The organism is Rhodopseudomonas sp. P2A-2r, from assembly GCF_026015985.1.
Lineage (GTDB): Bacteria > Pseudomonadota > Alphaproteobacteria > Rhizobiales > Xanthobacteraceae > Tardiphaga.
Window position 1 is genome coordinate 1570400 of record NZ_CP110389.1, and the last position, 22199, is coordinate 1592598.

General features: G+C 64.4%; 11 protein-coding genes, 1 tRNA gene and 1 pseudogene. 7 read left to right on the top strand and 6 right to left on the bottom strand.

Going from position 1 to position 22199, the window contains the following annotated elements; genetic code table 11:
* Positions 1–23 precede the first annotated feature (23 nt).
* On the bottom strand, positions 24–191 hold the full coding sequence (locus ONR75_RS07490; RefSeq protein WP_265082046.1) for a hypothetical protein: 168 nt from the start codon (positions 189–191) through the stop codon (positions 24–26).
* On the opposite strand from ONR75_RS07490, the gene ONR75_RS07495 reads away from it, so the two are divergent.
* Both ONR75_RS07495 and ONR75_RS07500 read left to right on the top strand, forming a co-directional pair.
* Entirely contained in the window at positions 190–4248 is a 4059-nt protein-coding gene (locus ONR75_RS07495; RefSeq protein WP_265082047.1) for a filamentous hemagglutinin N-terminal domain-containing protein, read from the top strand. The genes ONR75_RS07490 and ONR75_RS07495 overlap by 2 nt on opposite strands.
* Positions 4245–12635, top strand: coding sequence for a filamentous haemagglutinin family protein (locus ONR75_RS07500; protein ID WP_265082048.1), 8391 nt, complete (start codon positions 4245–4247; stop codon positions 12633–12635). The genes ONR75_RS07495 and ONR75_RS07500 overlap by 4 nt, the downstream gene beginning before the upstream one ends.
* 428 nt (positions 12636–13063) lie before the next feature.
* Here the strand turns inward: ONR75_RS07500 and ONR75_RS07505 are convergent.
* From ONR75_RS07505 to ONR75_RS07520, 4 genes and pseudogenes are all read right to left on the bottom strand, one after another.
* Positions 13064–13830 (bottom strand): annotated as a pseudogene (locus tag ONR75_RS07505) (transposase); the annotation flags it as partial.
* Positions 13831–14221: 391 nt separating this feature from the next.
* Positions 14222–14298: transfer RNA gene (locus ONR75_RS07510), tRNA-Met, on the bottom strand.
* Between the two features lie 168 nt (positions 14299–14466).
* Entirely contained in the window at positions 14467–14946 is a 480-nt protein-coding gene (locus ONR75_RS07515) for a VOC family protein (RefSeq protein ID WP_265082049.1), read from the bottom strand.
* 21 nt (positions 14947–14967) lie between these two features.
* Positions 14968–15399 (bottom strand): VOC family protein, encoded by a 432-nt coding sequence (locus ONR75_RS07520; RefSeq protein ID WP_265082050.1) that lies wholly within the window; start codon positions 15397–15399, stop codon positions 14968–14970.
* Positions 15400–15684: 285 nt separating this feature from the next.
* On the opposite strand from ONR75_RS07520, the gene ONR75_RS07525 reads away from it, so the two are divergent.
* From ONR75_RS07525 to ONR75_RS07535, 3 genes are all read left to right on the top strand, one after another.
* Complete coding sequence (locus ONR75_RS07525; protein WP_413776495.1) at positions 15685–16605, top strand: tripartite tricarboxylate transporter substrate binding protein; 921 nt, start codon at positions 15685–15687, stop codon at positions 16603–16605.
* Positions 16606–16792: 187 nt separating this feature from the next.
* A complete protein-coding gene (locus ONR75_RS07530) occupies positions 16793–17278 on the top strand; it encodes a tripartite tricarboxylate transporter TctB family protein (RefSeq protein WP_265082051.1) in 486 nt (161 codons plus the stop codon).
* A 12-nt stretch (positions 17279–17290) separates the two neighbouring features.
* Positions 17291–18799 carry a tripartite tricarboxylate transporter permease gene (locus ONR75_RS07535; RefSeq protein ID WP_265082052.1) on the top strand — a complete coding sequence of 503 codons (1509 nt, stop codon included), beginning with the start codon at positions 17291–17293 and terminating at the stop codon, positions 18797–18799.
* 24 nt (positions 18800–18823) lie between these two features.
* Here the strand turns inward: ONR75_RS07535 and ONR75_RS07540 are convergent, their stop codons facing one another.
* Positions 18824–19273: a hypothetical protein gene (locus ONR75_RS07540; protein WP_265082053.1), complete on the bottom strand. Its 450-nt coding sequence runs from the start codon at positions 19271–19273 to the stop codon at positions 18824–18826.
* A gap of 163 nt (positions 19274–19436) precedes the next feature.
* Between ONR75_RS07540 and ONR75_RS07545 the strand changes: the two genes are divergently transcribed.
* Both ONR75_RS07545 and pgm read left to right on the top strand, forming a co-directional pair.
* On the top strand, positions 19437–20150 hold the full coding sequence (locus ONR75_RS07545) for a Crp/Fnr family transcriptional regulator (protein ID WP_265082054.1): 714 nt from the start codon (positions 19437–19439) through the stop codon (positions 20148–20150).
* Between the two features lie 284 nt (positions 20151–20434).
* Positions 20435–22120 carry a phosphoglucomutase (alpha-D-glucose-1,6-bisphosphate-dependent) gene (gene pgm, locus ONR75_RS07550; protein ID WP_265082055.1) on the top strand — a complete coding sequence of 562 codons (1686 nt, stop codon included), beginning with the start codon at positions 20435–20437 and terminating at the stop codon, positions 22118–22120.
* Positions 22121–22199: the final 79 nt, after the last annotated feature.

The window sequence follows — 22199 nt, forward strand, 5'->3', positions numbered from 1 at the left end:
CCGGCGGCATCGGCGCCCCGACGTCACAAATGTTTCATTAATTTTATTGGCGGTTCGGGGCGCCCGGCGTTCGTCTTCGGGACAGCAATACGCTGCGCCTGATCGAACTTGTCGTGAGAGGAGGGACGCAGGGCGATTGCGATCGCCGCCATGCCATGTGTTGAATAGATCGACTGAAAGACGCGTCCCATGACCCATCGCCCGTTCTTCAGCCAGAAATCGTCGCGCAGCCGTGCTTTGCGTAATGGCGCCTTACTGGCCAGTGTCAGTGTCCTGGGAGTGCTGGTGGCCGGCAGCGGTGCGCAGACCCGCCCGCTCAACGGCGGCACTGCGGTGCTGTCAGCACCGAATTTAGCAACCGATGCGGCATCGATGGCGGCGCAGCAGGCGGTGTCGGCGGCGAAGCAGAGTCAGGATGCGCTGAGCCGCTCGGTGCAGGCGATGCAGGCGGCGCAGGCCGCCGCGCGGGCGGCGGCGCAGGCGCGCGAATTGTCCACCACGGCGCCGCTCGGCATCGCCAACGGTCTCGCGCCCGGCGGCCTGGTGCCCGATTCCGGCCTGGCTCGCAACGGCGTGGCCAATGCGGTGACGACATGGCAAGGCGCCAATACGCCGACACAATCGGTCGATGCCTCCGGCCAGACCCAGGTCGGCATCCGCCAGACGACGCAGCAGGCGATCCTGAACTGGCAGTCGTTCAACGTCGGCGCGCGCACCACGCTGACCTTCGATCAGCAAGGCAACAGCAATTGGGTCGCGCTCAACCGCGTCAACAATGCCACCGGCCCGAGCCAGATCCTCGGCAACATCAAGGCCGACGGTCAGGTCTATGTCATCAATCAGAGCGGCATCATTTTCGGCGGCAGTTCGCAGGTCAATGTCGGCTCGCTGATCGCCTCAACCGCCGACATCGCCGACAGCCAGTTTCGAGCCAACGGCATCTACAGCACGCAGACCGGCAACATCTACGCGCCGAGCTTCACCGCGGCCGGCGGCAAGGTCGTCGTCGAGGCCGGCGCCTCGATCTCGACGCGCGCGCCATCGTCGGTGACATCCGGCGGCGGCACCGTCCTGATGATCGGCAGCGAGGTCGAGAATGCCGGCAGCATCTCGACGCCGAAGGGCCAGACGTTGCTCGCAGCCGGCGAGAGTTTCATTCTGCGCCGCGGTTTCGGTACCGAAGGCAACGCGACCTCGACGACGCGCGGCATCGAGATCTCGACCACCATCGGAGTCGGCAGCGCCAGTGGCCGCGTCGGCAATAGCGGTGTGATCTTCGCCCAGCAGGGCGACATCACGCTGGCCGGACGCACGCTCGCGCAAAGCGGCGTGCTGCTGAGTACAAGTTCGGTCAATACCCGCGGCACGATCCATCTGGCCAATTCGGCGGCGGACAGCAAGGGCAGCGTGACGCTTGCAGCAGGAAGCGTCACCGCCATTTTGCCCGAACTGGAGAGCAGCGAGACCGCGCTCGATAGCCAGCGCGACGCGCTGATTGCGGCGTCAACGGAGGCCAACAAGCTGCGCGCCGCCAGCTCCACGGGGGCGTTCGATAATCTGTCGATTCTGGCGGACCGACAGGACCAGTCGCGTATCGAGATCGTCACCGGCGGCGTGGTCAATTTTCAGAACCAGTCGCAGACCATGGCGCAGGGCGGCCAGATCGCCGTCAGCGCCGGCACACGCGTGTTCGTCGAGAGCCGATCGAGCCTCGACGTGTCCGGCACCCGTAATGTGCTGCTGCCGATGTCGGCCAATCAGGTGCAGGTCAACGTCCAGGGCAACGAACTCAGGGATTCGCCGGTCAATCGCGACAGCGGCGCGCTGATCAACAAGAATGTCTGGATCGACATCCGCGATCTCGTGTTGCTGCCGGCCGGAACGGGCGGCTATGCCGGCGATCGCTATTATACCAAGGGCGGTCTGCTCGAACTCGGCGGTTATCTCTCCAACACCGCCCACAAGATCGGCGAATGGACTGCGCTGGGCGGCACCATCACGCTGGCGGCGCCGGACGTCGTCGCGCAGGCGGGCGCCAAGTTCGACATCTCCGGCGGATCGGTGAGCTACGATGGCGGCCGGATCTATTCCACCAAGCTGATCGGCTCGGACGGTCGCATCTACAGCTTCGATAACGCGCCGGCCGACATGAAGTTCATCGGCGCGGCCGGCGGCTTCATGCGTCAGCACAATATCCAGGGCAAGGTCGCCGACCAGCTCACCGAAATCTGGACCAGCATCTTCGACCGCTCGTCGTCGTGGCGCTATGAGGCCGGCTACACCGTGGGCCGCGATGCCGGACGGCTCAACCTGTCGACGCCGACCGCGATGTTCGAGGCGCAGATCATTGCCGACGTCGTCGCGGGCGAGCGCCAGAACAGCGCACGTGCCGCCAATGTCGCCGACGGCTACAAGCAGGTGCAGAATGCGGCGCCGCTGGCCGCCGCGCTAGGGATCGGGCAATACACCGCGCTCGGGCGCACCAACCTGTACAACAGCGATGTCCGGATCGGCGCGATTGCCGATGGCACGACCGGGCTCGGTGCGGGTGATGCCCTGCCTGCAGACCGTGCCAAGACCGTGTGGCTTGATGCCGGCCGCCTCAGCGAGCAGAGCCTCGGTCGTATCGAGATCGGCACCCGCGAGACCATCACCATCGATGGCGATCTCGCGCTCGCCCATGGTGGTACGCTCGACATGACGGCGGCCGTCGTCAACATCAAGGCCGACGTGACGGCTCATGGCGGGTCGATCAACGCCACCAATGTGTTTTCCGCCTCGGCCTTGGGCACGGTAAGCCTCACCTCGAACGGGACGTCAAGGATCGCGGTGCGTGCCGGCTCTGTGCTCGATGTCAGCGGGCTCCGGAGCGACGGCACCAATGCCTCCGGATTGAACGCGCTCGCATATCTCAATGGCGGTTCGGTTTCGTTGCAATCGACCCAGCATGTCGTGCTCGAGGACAAGGCGCTGATCGATGTGTCGTCTGGCGTCGGACTGCTGCGCACCGGAAAGATCCAGGGCGGCCGCGGCGGCAATGTCACGCTGACGGCCAATCTCAACAGCATCGATGCAACGGGCGACCTCACGCTCGCCGGTGAACTGCGTGGCTACGGCCTTACGGGCGGCGGAACGCTGGCACTGCAGGCGGGTCGCGCCGCAATCGGTGATCAGCCCGGCGTCAGTCAAGCCGGCACGCTGGCGCTGGCAGCCAATTTCTTCTCGAAGGGGTTCGGATCTTACGCGATCATCGGCAATCGCGGCGTGACGGTGGCCGACGGTGCGATCGTGGATGTCACGATGCCGGTCTACCGTCTGGCTTCCGGATCGGACCCGGCCACCGCCGGACTCGAGGTCTGGACGCCACCGCTCTACGCCGAGAACGCGCTGACCGGCGCACTGACGCTGCGCGGCGGCGCAAGCCTGACCTTGCAGGCCGGCAGCAATCTGGCCCTGGCGCGCGATCTGGCATCGGTCAGCCTGACGGTCGGCAAGAATGCCGCGATCAATGTCGATCCTGGAAAGTCCATTGCCCTGAGCAGCGTCGGCCAGCTGACGGTGGACGGCACGCTGCATTCCGCGGGTGGCAACATCACGCTGAAGACCGTTTCGCTCGCCGGGACGGAAGCTGAGCGTGCTACGCGCACCGTCAACAGCCGTTCGATCTGGATCGGCGAGACGGCGCGGCTGGATGTGGCAGCAAAGGCGGTGGTCGCACACGATGCGCGGGGCCGACGCTATGGTCTGGTCGGCAATGGCGGCAGCATCGTTATCGGTGGCGAGATTGACTCCGCGCTCGGGCAGGCGACTGCTGCGGAGAACTTCATCGTTATTCGCCCCGGCGCTGTGCTCGACGCGTCGGGCGCTGTCGCGACGCTCGATATTCCGGGGCTGGGCGCCGTCGATGTCGCCAGCAATGGCGGTAGCATTTCGCTGATCTCCAACAATGGATTGTATCTCGACGGCACGATGATCGCGCGTGCTGGCGGTGCCGGCGCCGCGGGCGGTCGCCTGAACGTCGCGTTGCAGACGCTCGAATACCGTTTTAGGAGCAGTAATGTCGATTATCCGGTTGCCGATGCGCGCGTGCGGGCGTTGCGCGAGATCGTGATCGCCGACAAGCAGGGCGGCTCCGTTCTCGCGGGGATCTTCAGGCCGGTGCCGCCGATCCAGCCCTGGTCTATGGCTATGCGAGGCTCGGCACCGACACCGTGGCTCATGGCGGGTTCGATAATCTCGCCGTCATGAGCCCGGCCATCGCCTTCGACGGAGCGCTGAACCTGCGCACCGCGCAGAGCATCGATCTCTACAGTTCCGGGCTGATCCTCGGCGCCAACGCGCCGCTCGATAGCCGCGTTGCGGTGGGCTCTGCCTATGTGCGGCTTGGCCAGAACAATTACGCCAGCACGTCGCAAAGCCCGGATGTCAGCCGCGAGTCGGTCGGCGGCTTGCCGCGCCCGGCACCGTCCGGCGCATATCTCGACGTGAGCGCGCAGTTGATCGATATTCGCGACACCGTCTCTCTCGGTGCCGGCATCACCACCCTGCGCAGCGCGGGCGATATCCGTTTCGTGCAGGGCGTCAGCCCGAATGCCCCGGTTGTCAGCACGGTGCTGACCAGCCCGCTCAGCGTCACCTTGCAGGCGGCGCAGATCTATCCGGCCACCGGCGTCAGGGCGCAGATCAAGGTGGGCCAAAGCTCCGTGGCCGGATCGCTGGTTTACGATCCAGCCCAGGTGCTGCGCATCGAATCCAACGGCGCCGGTGTGCCATCGGTGCCGTATTCGGCCTTCGGCGACCTGACAATCAATGCGGGAACGATCGAACAGGGCGGCGTGTTGCGAGCGCCTCTTGGCCGTCTCGAGCTCGGCGGCACCGGCAGCAAGGTAGTCCTGTTGCCGGGCAGCGTGACTTCGGTCAGCGGCGCCGGCCTGCAGATGCCCTATGGCGGCACGATCGACGGACTGACCTACAATTATGATGGCAAGGCTGTCAGCCTGACTGGCATCGGCGCCGGCGGCGGTTCGTTCGGCGGCACCCTGCTGATCGGCCTGACTTTGACCGGCACGCAGGTCGATGTGCGAAACGGCGCAGTGCTCGATATGTCGGGCGGCGGCGAACTGCGCGGCGCCGGTTTTGTTTCCGGCCGCGGCGGCTCCACCGACGCGCGCTATGCATCGTTGATGCAGGTCGTGGGCGGCAAGATCACCCAGCCCGGCCTTGCGACCAATCCGGTCTACGCCATCGTTCCCGGTGCCCAGCGCGTCTATGCCCCGGCTGGCGGCGAACGCAGTGCGCTCGATCCGGTCGTCGGTCAGCAGATCACTTTGCGTGAGAACATTCCTGGTCTGCCGGCGGGGACCTATACGCTGATGCCCGCCAGCTACGCGCTGCTGCCCGGCGCATTCCGTGTCGAGCTTAACGGCGGCATGACCCACAGCGCGCCGATCAACAGTCTAGCGCTGGCCAACGGCTCTTGGGCTGCGTCCGCGCAACTCGGCATTGCCAATACCGGCATTGCCGAGAGCCTATCCCGTCAGGTGATCCTCACCTCGGGCGCCGTGATGCGCAGCTACTCGAAATATGACGAAACCAGTTATGCGGACTTCGTGCGAGCCGACGCACTGCGCATCGGCGTGCCGCGCGCGATGATCGAGGCCGACGCCAGGTCGCTGCGTCTGAACCTCCAAGCGGGCAAGGGGGCCGATGCGTTCCGCTTCAGTGGCGAGAGCCGGTTTGGCGTCGCGAAAGGTGGCTTTGGCGGATCGCTGACCGTGACGACGGGCGGCTACAGCTCTGAGACTGACGACATCGAGATCGTTGCAGCAGGGACGCAGGCGACGGCCGGCTTCGGCGGCGTGACGCTCGACGCCGGCGCCCTCAGCGCCGTAGGCGCATCGCGGCTGGTGGTCGGCGGCCCACAATACCTGACTTACGGCAAGACCGGCACAATTGTCGGCACTGGTCTCGGTGCGCGCCAATTGGTGCTGCGATCGGGTGCGGTGCTGTCCGCGCCGGAAGTGTTCCTCTCGGCGGTCGGCAATCTCTCTATTGAGCAGGGCGCCGGCATCAATACGCTCGGGCGCGGCAGGGCCGCCTATGATGCCGCGGACGGCTTCCATTACAGCATCGGAAGGCCCGATCAGGCGGTATCCATGGTGGCGGTGTCGAACGGCGTGCTCAGCATGCTGCCGCCGGTGGGCGAGACACCGTCGGGTAACCTGCTCATCGGCGGCTGCCTCACGGTATGCGCCGGTGAAACGCAGATCTATTCGGAAGGCACCATCGTGCTATCCACGTCGGGCCAGTTCACGCTCGACGACGCGGTGCGCTACGGCACGCGCAATCTGACTCTTGCCGTGCAGGGGATCAATGTGGGTGACAGTGCGGCGTTGGCGGCTGCGGCAGCCGGCAATGTACTGCCGGCTGGGCTGTCGTTGAACCAAAGCGTGCTCAATCGCTTGCTACGCGGTGACACGCAATATGGCGCGCCCGCCCTGCAGACGCTGGTGCTGAGCGCGGCCAACTCGGTCAACTTCTACGGCAACGTGACGCTGGATACGATCGATCCGGTCACCGGCCGATCGACGCTGGATACGCTGGTGCTCGGCACGCCCGCGATCTATGGCAGCGGCATTGCCGGCGATGTGGCGACGATCCGCACCGGCAACCTGATCTGGAAGGGCGCGACCACCGCACCCGCCACGGTCGTCAACGGCGGGGCAGGGACCGGCAGCGGCACGCTCAACATCGAGGCCGCGCGTATCGAGTTCGGTTACGGCCCCGGCAGCCAGCCGACCGGCACCAGCATCGATGCTCGCCTGGCGCTCGGCTTTGCCAACGTCAACCTGCGCGCCAGCGACCGCATCACAGCGAACCAGAAGGGCAGCCTGTCCGTCTACCAGTCGCAGGGCGCCTATCAGGCGGCGACCGGCTACGCCTATAGCGGCGGCAACCTGACGATCACGGCACCGCTGGTCACCGGCGGGGCTGGCTCGGTCAACAAGATCACAGCTGGTGGTTCCCTTGTGCTGAGGGCGCCGGCGAGCGGGGCAGCTGCTCCAGCCAAGGATGCCTCGCTCGGCGCCGAACTCAGCCTTGCCGGGCAGGACGTCAGTATCGACACGCTGCTGTCGCTGCCCAGCGGCAAGCTGACCGTGACAGCCGAACGTGACCTGACGCTGACCGACCGGGCGACGATCGACATGGCCGGCCGCACCGTCGCTTTCAACGACGTCAACAAATATAGCTGGGGCGGCGATGTCGTCCTCAATAGCCGCAGCGGCAGCATCCGCCAGGCGGCGGGTTCGGTAATCGATCTCTCGGCACAGAACAACCGCGGCGGTTCGCTGAAGGCGACCGCGCTGGCGGATCTCGCTGGTGTGGTCGATCTGGAGGGCAGCATCCTCGGCAGCACGTCCGGCGTCTACGATGCCGGCGGCACGCTGGTGCCCTGGAAGGCTGCCATGGTCGAAATCCGCGGCCAGCGGCTGGGCGACACCGGCACGCTCGATACGCAATTCGCAGCGCTGAACCAGCGCCTGAATGCGGGTGGCGTGTTCGGCGCGCGCAGCTTCCAGTTCAAGCAGGGCGACCTGACGATCGGCAACGACGTCAAGGCCGGCGAAGTCGATGTCTCCCTCGACAATGGCAGCCTGACGGTGATCGGCACTATCGATGCCAGCGGTGCGCAGGTCGGCAGCATCGTGCTGGCGGCGAAGAACAACCTGACCATCGCGAGCGGCGCGCTGCTCGACGCCCATGGCAGCACGCTGCGGGTCGACAGCTACGGCAAGATCATCGACGCACCGAACCGCGCGATCGTCGATCTGACCTCGCGTGACGGCACGCTGACGCTGGCCTCGGGCGCGCGAATCGATCTGCGCCACGGTACCGATGCGAAGACCGGCAGTGCAGCGTATCAGAACGATGGCCTGGCGCTCGGCACGCTCGAACTCTACGCGGGCCGAACCGGCGAGACCAGCGGCGACGTCCGCATCGATGCCGGCGGCGCGCTGGATATTCGTGGCGCGCGCTCGATCGCCGTCAATGCGACGTGGCGCTATAGCGATGCGGACCCCGGCACCGATCCTGCGGCGAGCGGCCGGCCATATCAGGTGATCACACAGGATTATCTAGACAGGAAGAACGTCCAGACCGAGCTGTTCATGAATGCTGCACGCGTCAACGGCAACCTCATGAACAACAAGCTTGCCGGTCTGCGCGCCTACACTGATGCCTTCCATCTGCGTCCCGGCGTCGAGATTATCAGCGCGACGCCCGATGGCGACCTGGTTGTGCAGGGCGATCTCGACCTGTCCAAATATCGCTATGACAGCGTCAATCCGAACAGCCAGAAAACCGGCGTGTACGGTTCAGGCGAGCCCGGTGCGTTGACAATTCGCGCCGGCGGCAACCTCGACATCTACGGCAGCATCACCGACGGCTTTACGCCGCCGCCGGCGACGCAGGACGACAATGGCTGGCTGCTGCTGCCCGGCATCAATCTGAATGGCGGCGATATCGTGGTGCCGCGCGGCGGCGTCGTGATCGCCGACGGCACGGCCTATGAAGGCGGCACGACCCTGAACTACGATCTGCCGGTCAAGGCGATGAAGTTCGACGCCAACATCGTGATCCCGGCGCCGAGCGCGCTCGCTGCGCCGCTCACCGTGCCGGCCGGGACCGTGTTCAGCGCTACCGTGCGCGACGCCTTCGGAAATGTTCTCTATGCAGCCGGCACCGTTCTTGGAGCGTCGGTGACGCTGCCGGCCGATACGCGTTTCGATGCCGGCATGCGCCTGCCGGGCACCGCACAGCTCGCGGCATTGGTCTGGCCGGCTGGTGTGCCGCTGCCGCTGCAGATCGGCAATCCGACCGGCAACAATACAGCGATCCGGTTGTATGTACTGAACGGCGACACCACGCTGCCGCTGGGCGCTTTGCTGCCAGCGGCGACCAATATCAAGCTGTCTGCCGGCGTGGAATCCATCGATCTGCGTCCCTCGGTCAACACCCGCCAGGGCTCGCTATGGGCGTTGGCGAAGATGCTGCCGGAAGGTTCGCAGTCGTGGTCGGTGCGGCTGGTCGCAGGCGCCGACACCGAGGCGGCGGACAGCCGGATCGTGCAGGCCAATCCGAAGCGCGGCGATATCCGGCTGGCCGATCATCACTATGGCATGTTCGGCAAAACGGTTCCGGGTCCTGCCGTTTTTACCTGGACGCAGGCGGCCTACGACGAACTTAGCGAATTCATACCCGGCATCGTGGTCGGTGCCGTCATCACCGATCAATTCCTGGGCGATCTGCAACCGGGCCTGACCGTGGCTTCGTATTGCAGCGATACCCCGGCGCACTGTCAGAAAGCATCCTTCACCTGGACGCAGACTGCCTATGACGAACTCCACGAATTTGTACCCGGCATCGTCGTTGGCGGCGTCATCACCGATAAATTCCTGGGCGATCTCCAACCCGACCTGACCGCGATCGACTATTGCACAAGCACCCCGCTGCATTGCGGGAAGCTGGCGGCAGACACGTTCGTTCCCAAGGCCGGCAGCACCCGCTTCAGTGTGGTGCGCACCGGTGCTGCGGATCTCGAACTTCTGGCCGGCGGCAATCTGCGCATGGACTCGTTGTACGGCGTCTACACCGCGGGGACATCGTCTGCGGCCACTTACCGCGACGATCCCTACAATCTGCCGCGTGCGGTCGGCCTGCCCAAAGTCGTTGGTGGCCTCGGCACCGTGCTCAACGATGCCGATGGCGCCTATGAGGAATTTGTCAAGCGTGATGGCCCCAACAGCACGGCGCGTGCGTGGTATCCGACCGGGGGTGGCAACCTGACGCTCAGGGCCGGCGGCGACCTGACCGGCGACGTGATGCAGCAACTGACTGGCACCGGCTTCGGCCGTCCCAACCCGCAGGACACCGGCTACAACACGGCAGCCATCGGCAACTGGCTGTGGCGCCAGGGCAGCGGCAACACGCTCGGCGGGGGCAGCGATCAGGCGACCGCCTGGTTCATCAATTTTGGCACCTATGTGCCGGGGGCTTCCGGCGCGGATCAGATGGTCGGCTTCACCGGCTTCGGCACGCTGGGCGGCGGCAATTTGCGCGTCGATGTCGGCGGCAATGCCGGCATTCTGGCGCAGCGTGGTGGCGTGTATGAGGCCAATGGCGTCAATCTGCGCAGCGAGGGCCTGGTTCTGGCCGTGGGCAGCACCGGCCGTGTGCTGGCCGACGGCAGCCTGAGCCTGACCGGCGGCGGCGATATCGACATGCGCATTGGCGGCACGCTCAACGCCTTTACGCTCAATGCGGCGCAAAATCAGGACAATGCCGACAAGAACGCCATGCTCAATGGCGCGATCGTCAACCTGCGCGGCAATGTGAGCTTGCAGGCCGGTGGGCTCGGCGTGCTGCCGCTCGACTATACGCAGGCCTCGGTGCGCGACACCCGCGCTACCGATCCGTTCAGCGCCGGCAAGGCGTTTGCCCAGATCGGCATCGTGCTGGCGCCGGGCGACGCCAGCTACAACATAGCTACCCGCGGCGATCTGGTGATCAAGGGTGTCAACGATCCGGGGCGCGTCACGCTGGCGAACCAACCGGGATTCACGCTGGGCGGCGCGAACGGCCGCGGCGATAGCTGGTTCTCGCTGTGGACCGCGCATAGTGCCATCAACCTGTTCAGTGCCGGCGGCGATCTGACGCCGATCACCGCCGGGGAGGGCATTGCAGCCACCGACCTCGCTTATGTCTACCCGTCGATCCTGACCGCGGTAGCCGCCAGCGGCAGCCTGTATTACGGCTATGCGGCAGACTACAATCGCAACTCCCTGGATATCGGCGACCTACTGCTGGCGCCGTCGGCGAATAGCAGGCTCGAATTCCTCGCCAAAGGATCGATCTTTGCCGAGGGCTTCACCGTCAGCCAGTCCACTGCGGCCAGCGCCGCGATGGCGACGCCGTTCCGGCCAGCTTTTTCCGGAAAGAGCAATGGAGGAGAGGCTCGCAGCAACGTTTCTGCGACCGGCAATCGCGCCGCCGCGCTTCCGTTGTTCGCCTTCGGGCCAGACAGTGCATCGGCCGAATGGGCCGGCATCACTGATCCTGCGCGCTTCTATGCCGTCATCGGCGACCTTGTCGGTGTCAGCAGCGGGCGTTTGACCAGCTTCGATACCAGCGATGCCGGACGTGCGGGGCAGAAGAGATATCAGGGCGGTCCGACGCGGATGATGGCGGGACGCGACATCGTCAGCAGCGGCACCCCGATCGGTCAAGACGAACAGACCTCGAGTCCGATCAGCTACTCCAGCGCCGACAACTTCTTCATCCACCGTAACGTCGCCGACGTGTCGATGGTCTCCGCCGGTCGCGATATCCTGTACAGCTCGTTCAGCGTCGCCGGTCCCGGTTCGTTGCAGATCTCTGCCGGCCGCAACATTCTGATGGCCGACAAAGGCCGCGTCAGCTCGGTAGGCCCGGCCATCGCCGGCGACACCCGTCTGGGTGCCGGCATCACGATGCTGGCCGGCACCGGTGCAAATGCGCCGGACTATCACGCATTGCTGCGCTATCTCGATCCCGCCAATCTGCTGCCGACCGGCACGCCGCTCGACGGCTCGGGCAAGGTGGCGAAGACCTATGAGAAGGAGCTGGTCGCCTGGCTGCAACAGCGCACCGGCTTTGCCGGAACCGCTGCCGAGGCTCGCGTCGCGTTTGGTGCTCTGGCACCGGAGCAGCAGCAGATCTTCCTGCGGCAGGTCTATTTCGCTGAGCTTACCGCTGGCGGCCGCGAATATAACGACACGACCAGCTCCCGCTATGGCAGCTATCTGCGTGGCCGTGCCGCCATCGCGGCGCTTTTCCCGGACGCCTCGGCATCGTCGGGCGACATCATCATGTTCGGTGGTTCCGGTGTGCAGACCCTGTTCGGCGGTGACATCCAGATGTTCACGCCATCCGGCAAACTGGTGGTCGGCGTCGAAGGCATCGCACCGCCTGCAACGGCCGGCCTGGTGACGCAGGGGTCGGGCAATATCCAGATCTACAGCCAGGGCAGCGTGCTGCTCGGCCTGTCTCGCATCATGACCACGTTCGGCGGCAACATCATCGCATGGACGGCGAACGGCGACATCAATGCCGGGCGTGGCGCCAAGACGACGGTGGTGTATACGCCGCCGAAGCGCGTCTACGACATCTATGGCAATGTGACGCTGTCGCCGACCGTACCGTCGTCGGGCGCCGGCATCGCCACGCTCAATCCGATCCCCGAAGTGAAAGCCGGCGACATCGACCTGATCGCGCCGCGCGGCACCATCGACGCCGGCGAAGCAGGCATCCGCGTGTCCGGCAATATCAATCTGGCGGCGCTGCAGATCGTCAATGCTGCGAATATCCAGGTGCAGGGATCGTCGTCGGGTGTTCCGACGGTACAGGCGCCCAGCATCAGCGCCGCACTGTCGACGTCTAACGCAACGGCGGCGACGCAGCAGACGACGACGCCTGCACCGGCGGCCAACAACAATCCCTCGGTGATCATCGTCGAAGTGCTCGGCTATGGCGGCGGAGAGGGTCAAGCGCCGACCGGCGGCGACGACCGCGACGGCAAAAAGATCGCCGCAGCCTGAACCAGGATCCGGCCGGCCTGGTTCAGGTGATCGGTTCGGGAGATTTGTTGCCGGCGCAACGACAGAAACTGACGGCGACCGAACAGCGCAACTTCGATGAGCCGTAGCCTCCAATCGCCACATGGGTCCCGAACAGGCCGTCCGGCGATCAGTGAACGACGGCCATTCGACGCGTCAATGAGAGCTTAGCGTGTACCATTTAAGAGCGATGTGCCTGCACTGCTGCGGTTGATCGACAATTTGCCAACGGACGGGGGAGATTGGTGGAGGGAGTAGGTGAATTCGTCGCCGTTGTGGTTCAAGGGGGCGCTTGTGGCGCGAAGGGAGCACCGGCGTAGTGCCGGTGGTCGATAGCTGTCCGTCGTCAGGCAATTTGAGACTGATCAGGCATTTCGAGAAGAGAGGCTCTGGCTCATCAGGGTTAGAGTTTAAGCGGCCTGCAGTCGGTGCTGCAAGCGTCGGTTCGCGATGGTGGCAAGTTTAATGCGTCTGCGTTCTGCGAGGATCGTCTGCGCTCTGCCGAAGTAAACGTCGGCAGGTGTGACGTTTTCGATGCTCTCATGATATCGAACATGATTGTAGTGCTCGACAAAGGCTCCAATCTGTCGGTCGAGATCTCCGGGTAAATAATAGTTTTCCAGTAGGATCGGTTCTTCAGGGTCTGGTGCCAACGCTCGATCTTGCCCTGGGTCTGTGGGTGATAGGGTGCGCCCCGCACATGCAGCATGCCCTTGTCCTCGAGCAAGTCAGCCAGATCGCCTGCAACATAGGATGCGCCGTTGTCGCTTAGCAGCCTTGGCCGATGCACAACGGTGGCGCTGTCGAGGCCCGATGCGGCCAGAGCTTGGTCCAGCGTGGCCGTGACGTCGGAAGCGCACATAGTGGGGCCGAGCCGCCACGCCACGATGAAGCGCGAGAAGTCGTCCAACACCGTCGACAGATAATACCACCCCCAGCCGGTGATCTTGAGGTAGGTGAAGTCCGTCTGCCAGAGCCGATTGATCGCGGTGGTCTGGTCCTTGAACTCGTTCGCCGCCTTGATCACCACATAAGCCGGGCCGGTGATCAGGTCATGCGCCTTCAACAGCCGATAGACCGATGCCTCGGAGACGAAGTACTTTTTCTCGTCGGTGAACCGCACGGCCAGCTCCCGCGGCGACAGCTCAGGAACCTGCAGCGCCAGGTCGATGATCTGGCTGAAGTGGACGATGACCTCGATCGTGCGGCAACGATGGACATGCGCCTTGACGCCGGCGCGGCCTGCTTTGTCGCGAAGCTTGGCGTTGCCATCGACCGGCTCGGGCTCGTCCTCGAGGAACAGGACGATCTCGCCCGCGATGGCGTGTTTCCCTGCGATTGCCGCCTGCAACGCGGCGAACGTCTCCTCGGAGTCGAATTCCAGATGTTCGAGCGCGCCGTTACGCGGCTCCCGCCCGGACGTGTCGCATTTCGCCGATCACATCATTGCCGAGGGCGGCGTTCGGTGTGAGCGATCCATGTGACACGGAACACACCGACGACGACCACAAGGGCAAAATTCGTTGATTTCATTGAAGAATTCGGGGAGTTAGTACCCTGAAGGCTAATGGTAGCGAGAGAGGGACTCGAACCCCCGACCCCAGGATTATGATTCCCGTGCTCTAACCAGCTGAGCTACCTCGCCACGGTGTCTGCAGGGGTTCAAACCACCCTTGCGAACGCGCGGCATATAAGAAGTCGGACGACTCGATGTCAAGCAAAGCCGGACCGGAAATCGACGTTCCGGCCGCCCGGCCGCCGATTTCGCGGCCGGGTCGGTATTGCCGCCCGATCAGGCACTTAAGCCGGGCGTCTAGCCGCCGTCATAGGCCTTTTTCAGCGCCGCCAGGTCGAGCTTGACCATGCCCATCATTGCTGCCATGGCGCGCTTGGCGCCCTCGCCGTTGCTGTCGGCGAGCATTTCGGTGAAGCCTTTCGGCACGATCTGCCACGGAACGCCCCAGCGGTCGTTCAGCCAGCCGCATTGCACCGGCCTGCCACCGTCGGCGATCAGCGCGTCCCAGAGACGGTCGACCTCGGTCTGATCGTCGCAATTGATGGTGAACGACACGGCGTTGGTGTAGGGCACCGCCTTGCCGCCGTTGAGCCCGATGAAGCTCTGCCCCGCGAGGGTGAAGGCGACCACCAGCACGTCTCCCGCCTTGCCGGAGGGGTTGTCGATGGGGCTGCGCTGGACCCGGTCGACCCGCGAATCCGGCAACAGCGAGACATAGAAGTTTGCGGCCTCTTCGGCCTCGCGGGCGAACCACAGGCAGGGCGCGATCTTTGACATCGTTATTCTCCGATCTCTCTGTCAGGCGTTGGCAGCGGCGGGTTGCGCCGCGCTTGCCGCAGCCATGTCCATCCACACCACCTCCCAGATGTGGCCGTCCGGATCCTCGAAGCTGCGGCCATACATGAACCCGTAGTCCTGCTGCGGGCTCGGATCGATCGTGCCGCCGGCATTCTTCGCCTTGCCGACCAGCGCATCAACGGCGTCGCGGCTGTCTGCGGAAAGGCAGATCAGGACCTCGCTGGAGGTCTTCGCGTCGACGATTGTCTTCGTCGTGAACTGCTTGAATTTCTCGTGCGTCAGCAACATCGCGAAAATGGTGTCGGAGAACACCATGCAGGACGCGGTGTCGTCGCAGAACATGTCGTTCTTCCTGGCGCCGATCGACTCGTAAAAGGCGGTGGCACGGGGCAGGTCGGTGACGGGAAGGTTGACGAAAATCATCTGGGGCATTGCGATGTCCTCTTGGGTGGCGATGATCACAGGACGGACGGGCCGGCGCCGATCCGACATCGCTCGGAATATTTTTGTCGGCGGAATATTCGGCCGTTCATTGGCTGCGCCAACGGACGTAATGTCGCACGTGCATTGCAGCGCATTGTGATGCCCCGCAAAATAGTCGTTGATTGTCGCGGAAGCGACTCGCAAGTTAACAACGCAGGTCCGGGCTCGCAGGGGAGAGATATGATGTTGCAGCGCAATCGCCTTGCGGGCGCACTCGCCGTTGTCACCGCGCTCATGGGCGCCAGCGCCATGGCGCAGGACTATCCGACCAAGCCGATCACCTTGATCGTGCCATGGCCGGCCGGCGGCTCGACCGACATCTCGATGCGTGCGATTGCCGATGCCGCGTCGAAACATCTCGGGCAGCCGATCGCGGTCGACAACAAGGGCGGCGGCGGCGGCACGGTCGGTCCGGCGACCATGGCGGCGGCGTCGAAGCCGGACGGTTACACCATCTCGCAGATTCCGATCACCGTGTTCCGGCTGCCCCTGATGCAGGAAGTGTCGTGGAATCCGGAAAAGGATTTCAGCTACATCATCCATCTCACCGGCTACACGTTCGGCGTCACCACCAATTCGGAATCGCAGTTCAAGACCTGGAAGGACGTGGTCGATTTCGCCAAGGTCAATCCCGGCAAGGTGACCTATGCAACGCCGGGCACCGGCACCTCGCTGCATGTGGGCATGGAGCAGATCTCGGCGCTGGCCGGCATCAAGCTGACCCAGGTGCCGTTCAAGGGCGGCGCCGAAACCAACGCCGCCGTGCTCGGCAATCATACCATGCTGCAGGCCGATTCCACCGGCTGGCGGCCGCTGGTCGATGCTGGCAAGCTGCGTCTGCTGATGGTGTGGACCGACAAGCGCTCGCCGAACTTTCCCGACGTGCCGACGCTGAAGGAGCTCGGCTATCCCATGGTCTATGATTCGCCGTTCGGCATCGCCGGTCCCAAGGGCATGGACCCGAAGATCGTCGCGAAGCTGCATGATGCCTTCAAGAAAGCGATCGAGGACCCGGCGGTGATCGCCACGCTGGCCAAATACGACATGGTTCCGAACTACAAGAACACCGAGGACTACAAGAAGTTCGTGGTCGAGGTGACTGCGTCCGAGCGCAAGGTCATCGAGGGGATCGGGTTGGGCAAGAAGGCGAACTAGCGCAGCGTGTCCCGGACGCGGTGCGGCGCGAGCGACGATGCGCAGCATCGTCCGAAATGCCGCTCCGCAGATCCGGGATCCCGGTTTCCTGCTTGCATCACCGAGGCCCCGGATCTGCGCAGCACCACGTCGCAAGAGCGACGCGCTGCAGCGTGTCCGGGGCACTTGCTTCAATTGAAAGAAATTCATGACAGACCAGACCCGACCGCGCTTCCGCCTCAACAATTCCGAATTGTGGACCGGTGCGATCGGTCTTGCGCTCGGCGTGTTCGTGATCCGCTCCGGCCTCAAGCTCAAGCTCGGCACCATCAACGATCCCGGCTCCGGCTATGTGCTGTTCTATACCGGCATCCTGATGTGCCTGTTTGCGGCCTCGATCATCGTGGCGGCGATCACCGAGGGCGGGCCAACCTTCGGCTCGCGCTGGGAGGACGCCCGCTGGAGCAAGCCGGTTGTGATCATCGCCGCGCTGATCGCCTATTCCATCGCGCTCGACCAACTCGGCTTCCTGATCTCCACCATTCCGCTGATGCTGCTGTTGCTGCGGGCCATCGATCCGGTGCGCTGGACGCTTGCCGTGCCGCTGGCGGTGCTGGCGCCGCTCGGCGTCTGGTGGGTGCTGAAGCGCGGGCTGCTGATCCAACTGCCCTCGGGCATTTTTGAAATCGGCTGACGGGACCCGTTCATGGACGTTATCACCAATGTCATGCAGGGGTTCGGCGTCGCGCTGCAGCCGATCAACATCCTGTACTGCTTCATCGGCGTGTTCATCGGCACGCTGGTCGGCGTGCTGCCGGGGATCGGCCCGATCTCGGCGATGTCGCTGCTGCTGCCGATCACTTTGTCGGGCACGCCGGAATCCGGCATCATCATGATGGCCGGCATCTATTACGGCTCGATGTATGGCGGCTCCACCACCTCGATCCTGGTCAACATACCCGGCGAGGCGGCCTCCGTCGTGACCTGCATCGACGGCCACCAGATGGCAAAGCAGGGCAGGGCCGGCCCCGCGCTTGGCATCTCCGCGCTGGGCTCGTTCATCGCGGGCACGTTCTCGCTGGTCGCCCTGATGCTGGTGGCGCCGAAGCTCGCCTCCGTCGCCATCGCCTTCGGCCCCGCCGAATATGCCAGCCTGATGGTGCTCGGCCTGGTCGTGCTGACCTTCCTGACCCAGGGCTCCATGGCCAAGGCGCTGTTGATGGCCTGCATCGGCATCGTGCTCGGGCTGATCGGCCTCGACGGCATCACCGCGCAGCCGCGGCTAACCTTCGGCCGCATCGAACTGATCGACGGCATTGGCCTGGTGCCTGTCGTGATGGGCCTGTTCGGCCTCGCCGAGGTGCTGCTCAATACCGAGCAGGTGATCAAGCGCGACATCATCAACGCCAGGATCACGCAGCTATTGCCGAACAAGGAAGACTGGAAGGCGAGTGCCGGCCCGATCGGCCGCGGCACGCTGCTCGGCTTCTTTCTGGGCATCCTCCCCGGCGGCGGCGCGGTGGTGGCATCGTTCGCGTCCTATGCGCTGGAGAAGCGCCTGTCGAAGACGCCGGAACGCTTCGGCCGCGGCGCCATCGAGGGCGTCGCCGGACCCGAGGCCGCCAACAATGCGGCGGCCGGCGGCGCCTTCATTCCGCTGATGACGCTGGGCATCCCGCCCAATGTGGTGATGGCGCTGCTGCTCGGCGCGTTCGTCATTCACGGCCTGCAACCGGGCCCGCTGCTGATCTCGCAAAATCCCGGCCTATTCTGGGGCATCGTTGCCAGCATGTATATCGGCAACGTGATGCTGCTGGTGCTCAACCTGCCGCTGATCGGGATGTGGGTGCAGCTGTTGAAGCTGCCCTACAACGTGCTGTTCCCGCTGATCATCCTGTTCACCATCATCGGCGTGTATTGCAGCAGCAACAACGTGTTCGATGTCTACGTCATGGTCGGCTTCGGCGTGATCGGCTATTTCATGCGCAAGTTCGGCTACGAGCCGGCGCCGCTGGTCCTGGCCTTCGTGCTCGGTCCGCTGCTGGAGAACAACTTGCGCAAGTCGCTGATCCTGTCGCAGGGCGATCTGATGACCTTCGTCGAGCGTCCGATCTCCGCCGCCTGCCTGGCGCTGGCATTGCTGTTGCTGGTCGGCCCGCTGCTGCCGGCATTCCGCAAAAAGCGCGAACTGGTCGCGCTGGACGAAGGCGCCTGACCGGCGACACGCCGGTGGCTGCGGTCAGCGGCGCAGTGGGATGATGGCGCCGCCGGAGCCGGAGCGGAGCCGTTCGGCCGTCGGACATGTCGCCACCCCGGTGCGCCGCGGGTGGAACGGCTGCTCGATGGTGGTGCTGTCGCAGCCAAGGGTTGCCGCGAGCGTGCTGGTGCTGGCGACGACGGCATCCTCGATCTGCGATCCGGGCGTGTGGGCCACGATCAGATGGTCGACGGACAGCCGTTTGCGCATGTGCAGGTCGACGCCGACCCGGTAGCTGAACAGAGCGTGGATGATGTCGCGGCAATCCTGGATGACGATCAGGCCTGCCTTGGCAGGTGGGGTCCGGCTGATTCGGCCCGCGAAACGCAGCCACAGCGGCAGCGAGACACTGGCATCATGCAGATAGACCAGGGGATAGGCAGCCCTGGCGGTCTCCCGATCGACGGGATATGCATGGAATTGCTGGTTCATTGTCGGCTCCCGGTAACCCGTGAAATTGCTTGGGGGCCGCTATGCCGGCATTGATCTACGTCAACGCCGGGGGCGTTTGATCTAGGTCAAAGTATGCCGGATTACCGCGGTGAGTGAACCAGGGCGAACCCACGTGATGACCACTGTCGGGCCTTGCGCCGGAATGGATAAAACGGATTGCAGGCACGGTCGCGGCCTGAACGGTTGCGACGACTGCAAGGTACGCCTTTTCAGCGTCTGCGGCGTGCTGGAACCGGCGGAGCTGGACGAGCTGGACCAGCTCAGCCACGTCAAGATCTTCGCGCCCAAGACCATGCTGTTCGACCAGGACGCGCTGGCCGGTAGCGTGTTCAATGTCACCGAAGGTATCGTCCGGCTCTACAAGTCGCTGCCCGACGGGCGCCGCCAGATCGTCGGCTTCGCTTTGCCCGGAGATTTTCTAGGTCTGGCTCTGATGGACCGCTACGGCATGGCCGCCGAGGCCGTGACCCAGGTCAAGGTCTGCCGTTTCGCCCGCCCGGCCTTCGTCACCTACGTGGACGGCAAGCCGCACCTGCTACGGCGGTTGCATGAATTCGCCGGCCACGAGCTCAGCCTGGCACAGGACCAGATGCTGCTGCTCGGCCGCCGAACCGCGGAGGAGAAGGTCGCCGCCTTCCTGCTCAACCTGCAGACCCGCTACGGCCGGATCGGCGCCACCTCGGTCACCGTGCCGCTGCCCATGAGCCGGCAGGATATCGCCGATTATCTCGGCCTGACCATCGAGACCGTGAGCCGCACCCTGACCAAGCTGGCCAAGGAAAAGGTGCTGGTGGTGGTCCCCGACGGTGTTCGGTTGCTCAGCGTCGAACGGCTCGATCAGCTTGCCGCGGCGTAGGCCGGCGCCGGTCGGTTTTGATCCATCTCAAACGATTTGCGAAAGCTGCCAGCTAGACATCTCTCCGTAAAAAAGGAGGGAACCTATGCCCGTAGATAGCATGCTGGTGGCTGCGGCCGTCACGCTGATGTTCGTTGTCTTTGGCGTCGTCATGTTCTGGGCCGAAAGGCAGACCCGGAACCTGTGATCCACGGCCTGCAGCAGCCACGCAAAGTGGCTGATTCTTGCTCCGAAACATGCCATGAGGGTTGCGGCCGGCGCGAGTTTACTCGCCGGCCGGGTTCATGGCTGTGAAGGAGAATCGCGTGGTCGCTGAGATCAGTCCGCTCGCCGGCAAGACAATCGCGCCGGCCATGCTCGTTAACGTGCCGCGGCTGGTGACGGCGTACTTTTCCGGTAAGCCGGACCCGGCCGTTGCCGCACAGCGCGTCGCCTTCGGCACCTCCGGCCATCGCGGTTCGGCCTTCAGTACATCGTTCAACGAAAACCACATCCTCGCCATCAGTCAGGCGATCTGCAATTACCGCCGCGGCGCCGGCATCGACGGCCCGCTGTTCATCGGCATCGACACCCATGCGCTGGCCGAACCGGCGCTGGTCAGCGCGCTGGAAGTGTTTGCTGCGAACGGCGTCACCGTGATGATCGACGCACATCACGGCTACACGCCGACGCCGGTGATTTCCCACGCCATTCTCACCTACAACAAGGGCCGCAGCGGCGGCTTTGCCGACGGCGTGGTGGTGACGCCGTCGCACAATCCGCCGGAAGATGGCGGCTTCAAATACAATCCGCCGAATGGCGGCCCGGCCGACACCGATGTCACCGGGGCGATGGAGAAGACGGCCAACGGCTTCCTGGAAAACAACCTCGCAGGCATCAAGCGCATGCCCTATGAGCGCGCGCTGAAATCCGCCTTCGTGCAGCGCTACGACTACGTCACGCCTTATGTCGCGGACCTCGCCAACGTCGTCGACATGGAGGCGATCCGCGCTGCCGGCGTCAGGATCGGCATCGACCCGCTCGGCGGCGCCGGGGTGCATTACTGGCAGCCGATCATCGAGCGCTACAAGCTCCACGCCACCATCGTCAGCGACGTGATCGACCCCACATTCCGTTTCATGACGGTGGATTGGGACGGCAAGATCCGCATGGACTGCTCGTCGCCCTATGCCATGGCGCGGCTGATCGGCATGCGCGACAAGTTCGACGTCGCCTTCGCGAACGATACCGATGCCGACCGCCACGGCATTGTCACCGGTACCGGTGGGCTGATGAATCCGAACCACTATCTGGCTGCGGCGATTTCCTATCTGTTCGAGCACCGGCCGAACTGGAGCAAGGATGCCGCCGTCGGCAAGACCATTGTCTCCAGCGCCATCATCGACCGCGTCGTCAACAAGATGGGCCGCAGGCTGGTGGAGACGCCGGTCGGCTTCAAATGGTTTGTCGACGGCTTAAGCTCCGGCTCGTTCGGCTTCGGCGGCGAGGAGAGCGCCGGTGCCTCGTTCCTGCGCCGCGACGGCTCGGTCTGGACCACCGACAAGGACGGCCTGATCCTCGGCCTGCTGGCCGCGGAAATCACAGCGGTAACAAAGCAGGATCCAAGCCAGCGTTTTGAGAAGCTCACGCAGGAATTCGGCGTGCCCTATTACGAACGGATCGACGCGCCGGCCACGGTTGCGCAAAAGAACCTGCTGAAGAAACTGTCGCCCGAGCAGATCGCCATGACCCAACTCGCCGGCGATCCCGTGACATCGACGCTGACCGCCGCGCCCGGCAACAACGTCGCCTTTGGCGGCATCAAGGTCTCCACCGCCAACGGTTGGTTCGCGGCCCGTCCGTCGGGCACCGAGGACGTCTACAAGATCTACGCCGAGAGCTTTGTCAGCCCCGCACATCTGCGCCAGATCCAGGACGACGCGCAGACGGCGATTGCGAAGGTGTTTGCGGGGGCAAACGCCGGAAAATAGGCGCGTGAAGCAATCGCACCGTCATCCTGAGGCGGCTTCTTCGCGGCGCATTGCGCCGTGAGGAAGCCCTCGAAGGATG

Coding starts and splice junctions, on each gene's coding strand:
- pgm (WP_265082055.1), top strand. CDS start 20,435: ATGGCTGTGAAGGAGAATCGCGTGGTCGCTGAGATCAGTCCGCTCGCC.
- ONR75_RS07515 (WP_265082049.1), bottom strand. CDS start 14,946: ATGTCAAAGATCGCGCCCTGCCTGTGGTTCGCCCGCGAGGCCGAAGAG.
- ONR75_RS07530 (WP_265082051.1), top strand. CDS start 16,793: ATGACAGACCAGACCCGACCGCGCTTCCGCCTCAACAATTCCGAATTG.
- ONR75_RS07545 (WP_265082054.1), top strand. CDS start 19,437: ATGGATAAAACGGATTGCAGGCACGGTCGCGGCCTGAACGGTTGCGAC.
- ONR75_RS07540 (WP_265082053.1), bottom strand. CDS start 19,273: ATGAACCAGCAATTCCATGCATATCCCGTCGATCGGGAGACCGCCAGG.
- ONR75_RS07490 (WP_265082046.1), bottom strand. CDS start 191: ATGGGACGCGTCTTTCAGTCGATCTATTCAACACATGGCATGGCGGCG.
- ONR75_RS07520 (WP_265082050.1), bottom strand. CDS start 15,399: ATGCCCCAGATGATTTTCGTCAACCTTCCCGTCACCGACCTGCCCCGT.
- ONR75_RS07535 (WP_265082052.1), top strand. CDS start 17,291: ATGGACGTTATCACCAATGTCATGCAGGGGTTCGGCGTCGCGCTGCAG.
- ONR75_RS07495 (WP_265082047.1), top strand. CDS start 190: ATGACCCATCGCCCGTTCTTCAGCCAGAAATCGTCGCGCAGCCGTGCT.
- ONR75_RS07500 (WP_265082048.1), top strand. CDS start 4,245: ATGAGCCCGGCCATCGCCTTCGACGGAGCGCTGAACCTGCGCACCGCG.
- ONR75_RS07525 (WP_413776495.1), top strand. CDS start 15,685: ATGGGCGCCAGCGCCATGGCGCAGGACTATCCGACCAAGCCGATCACC.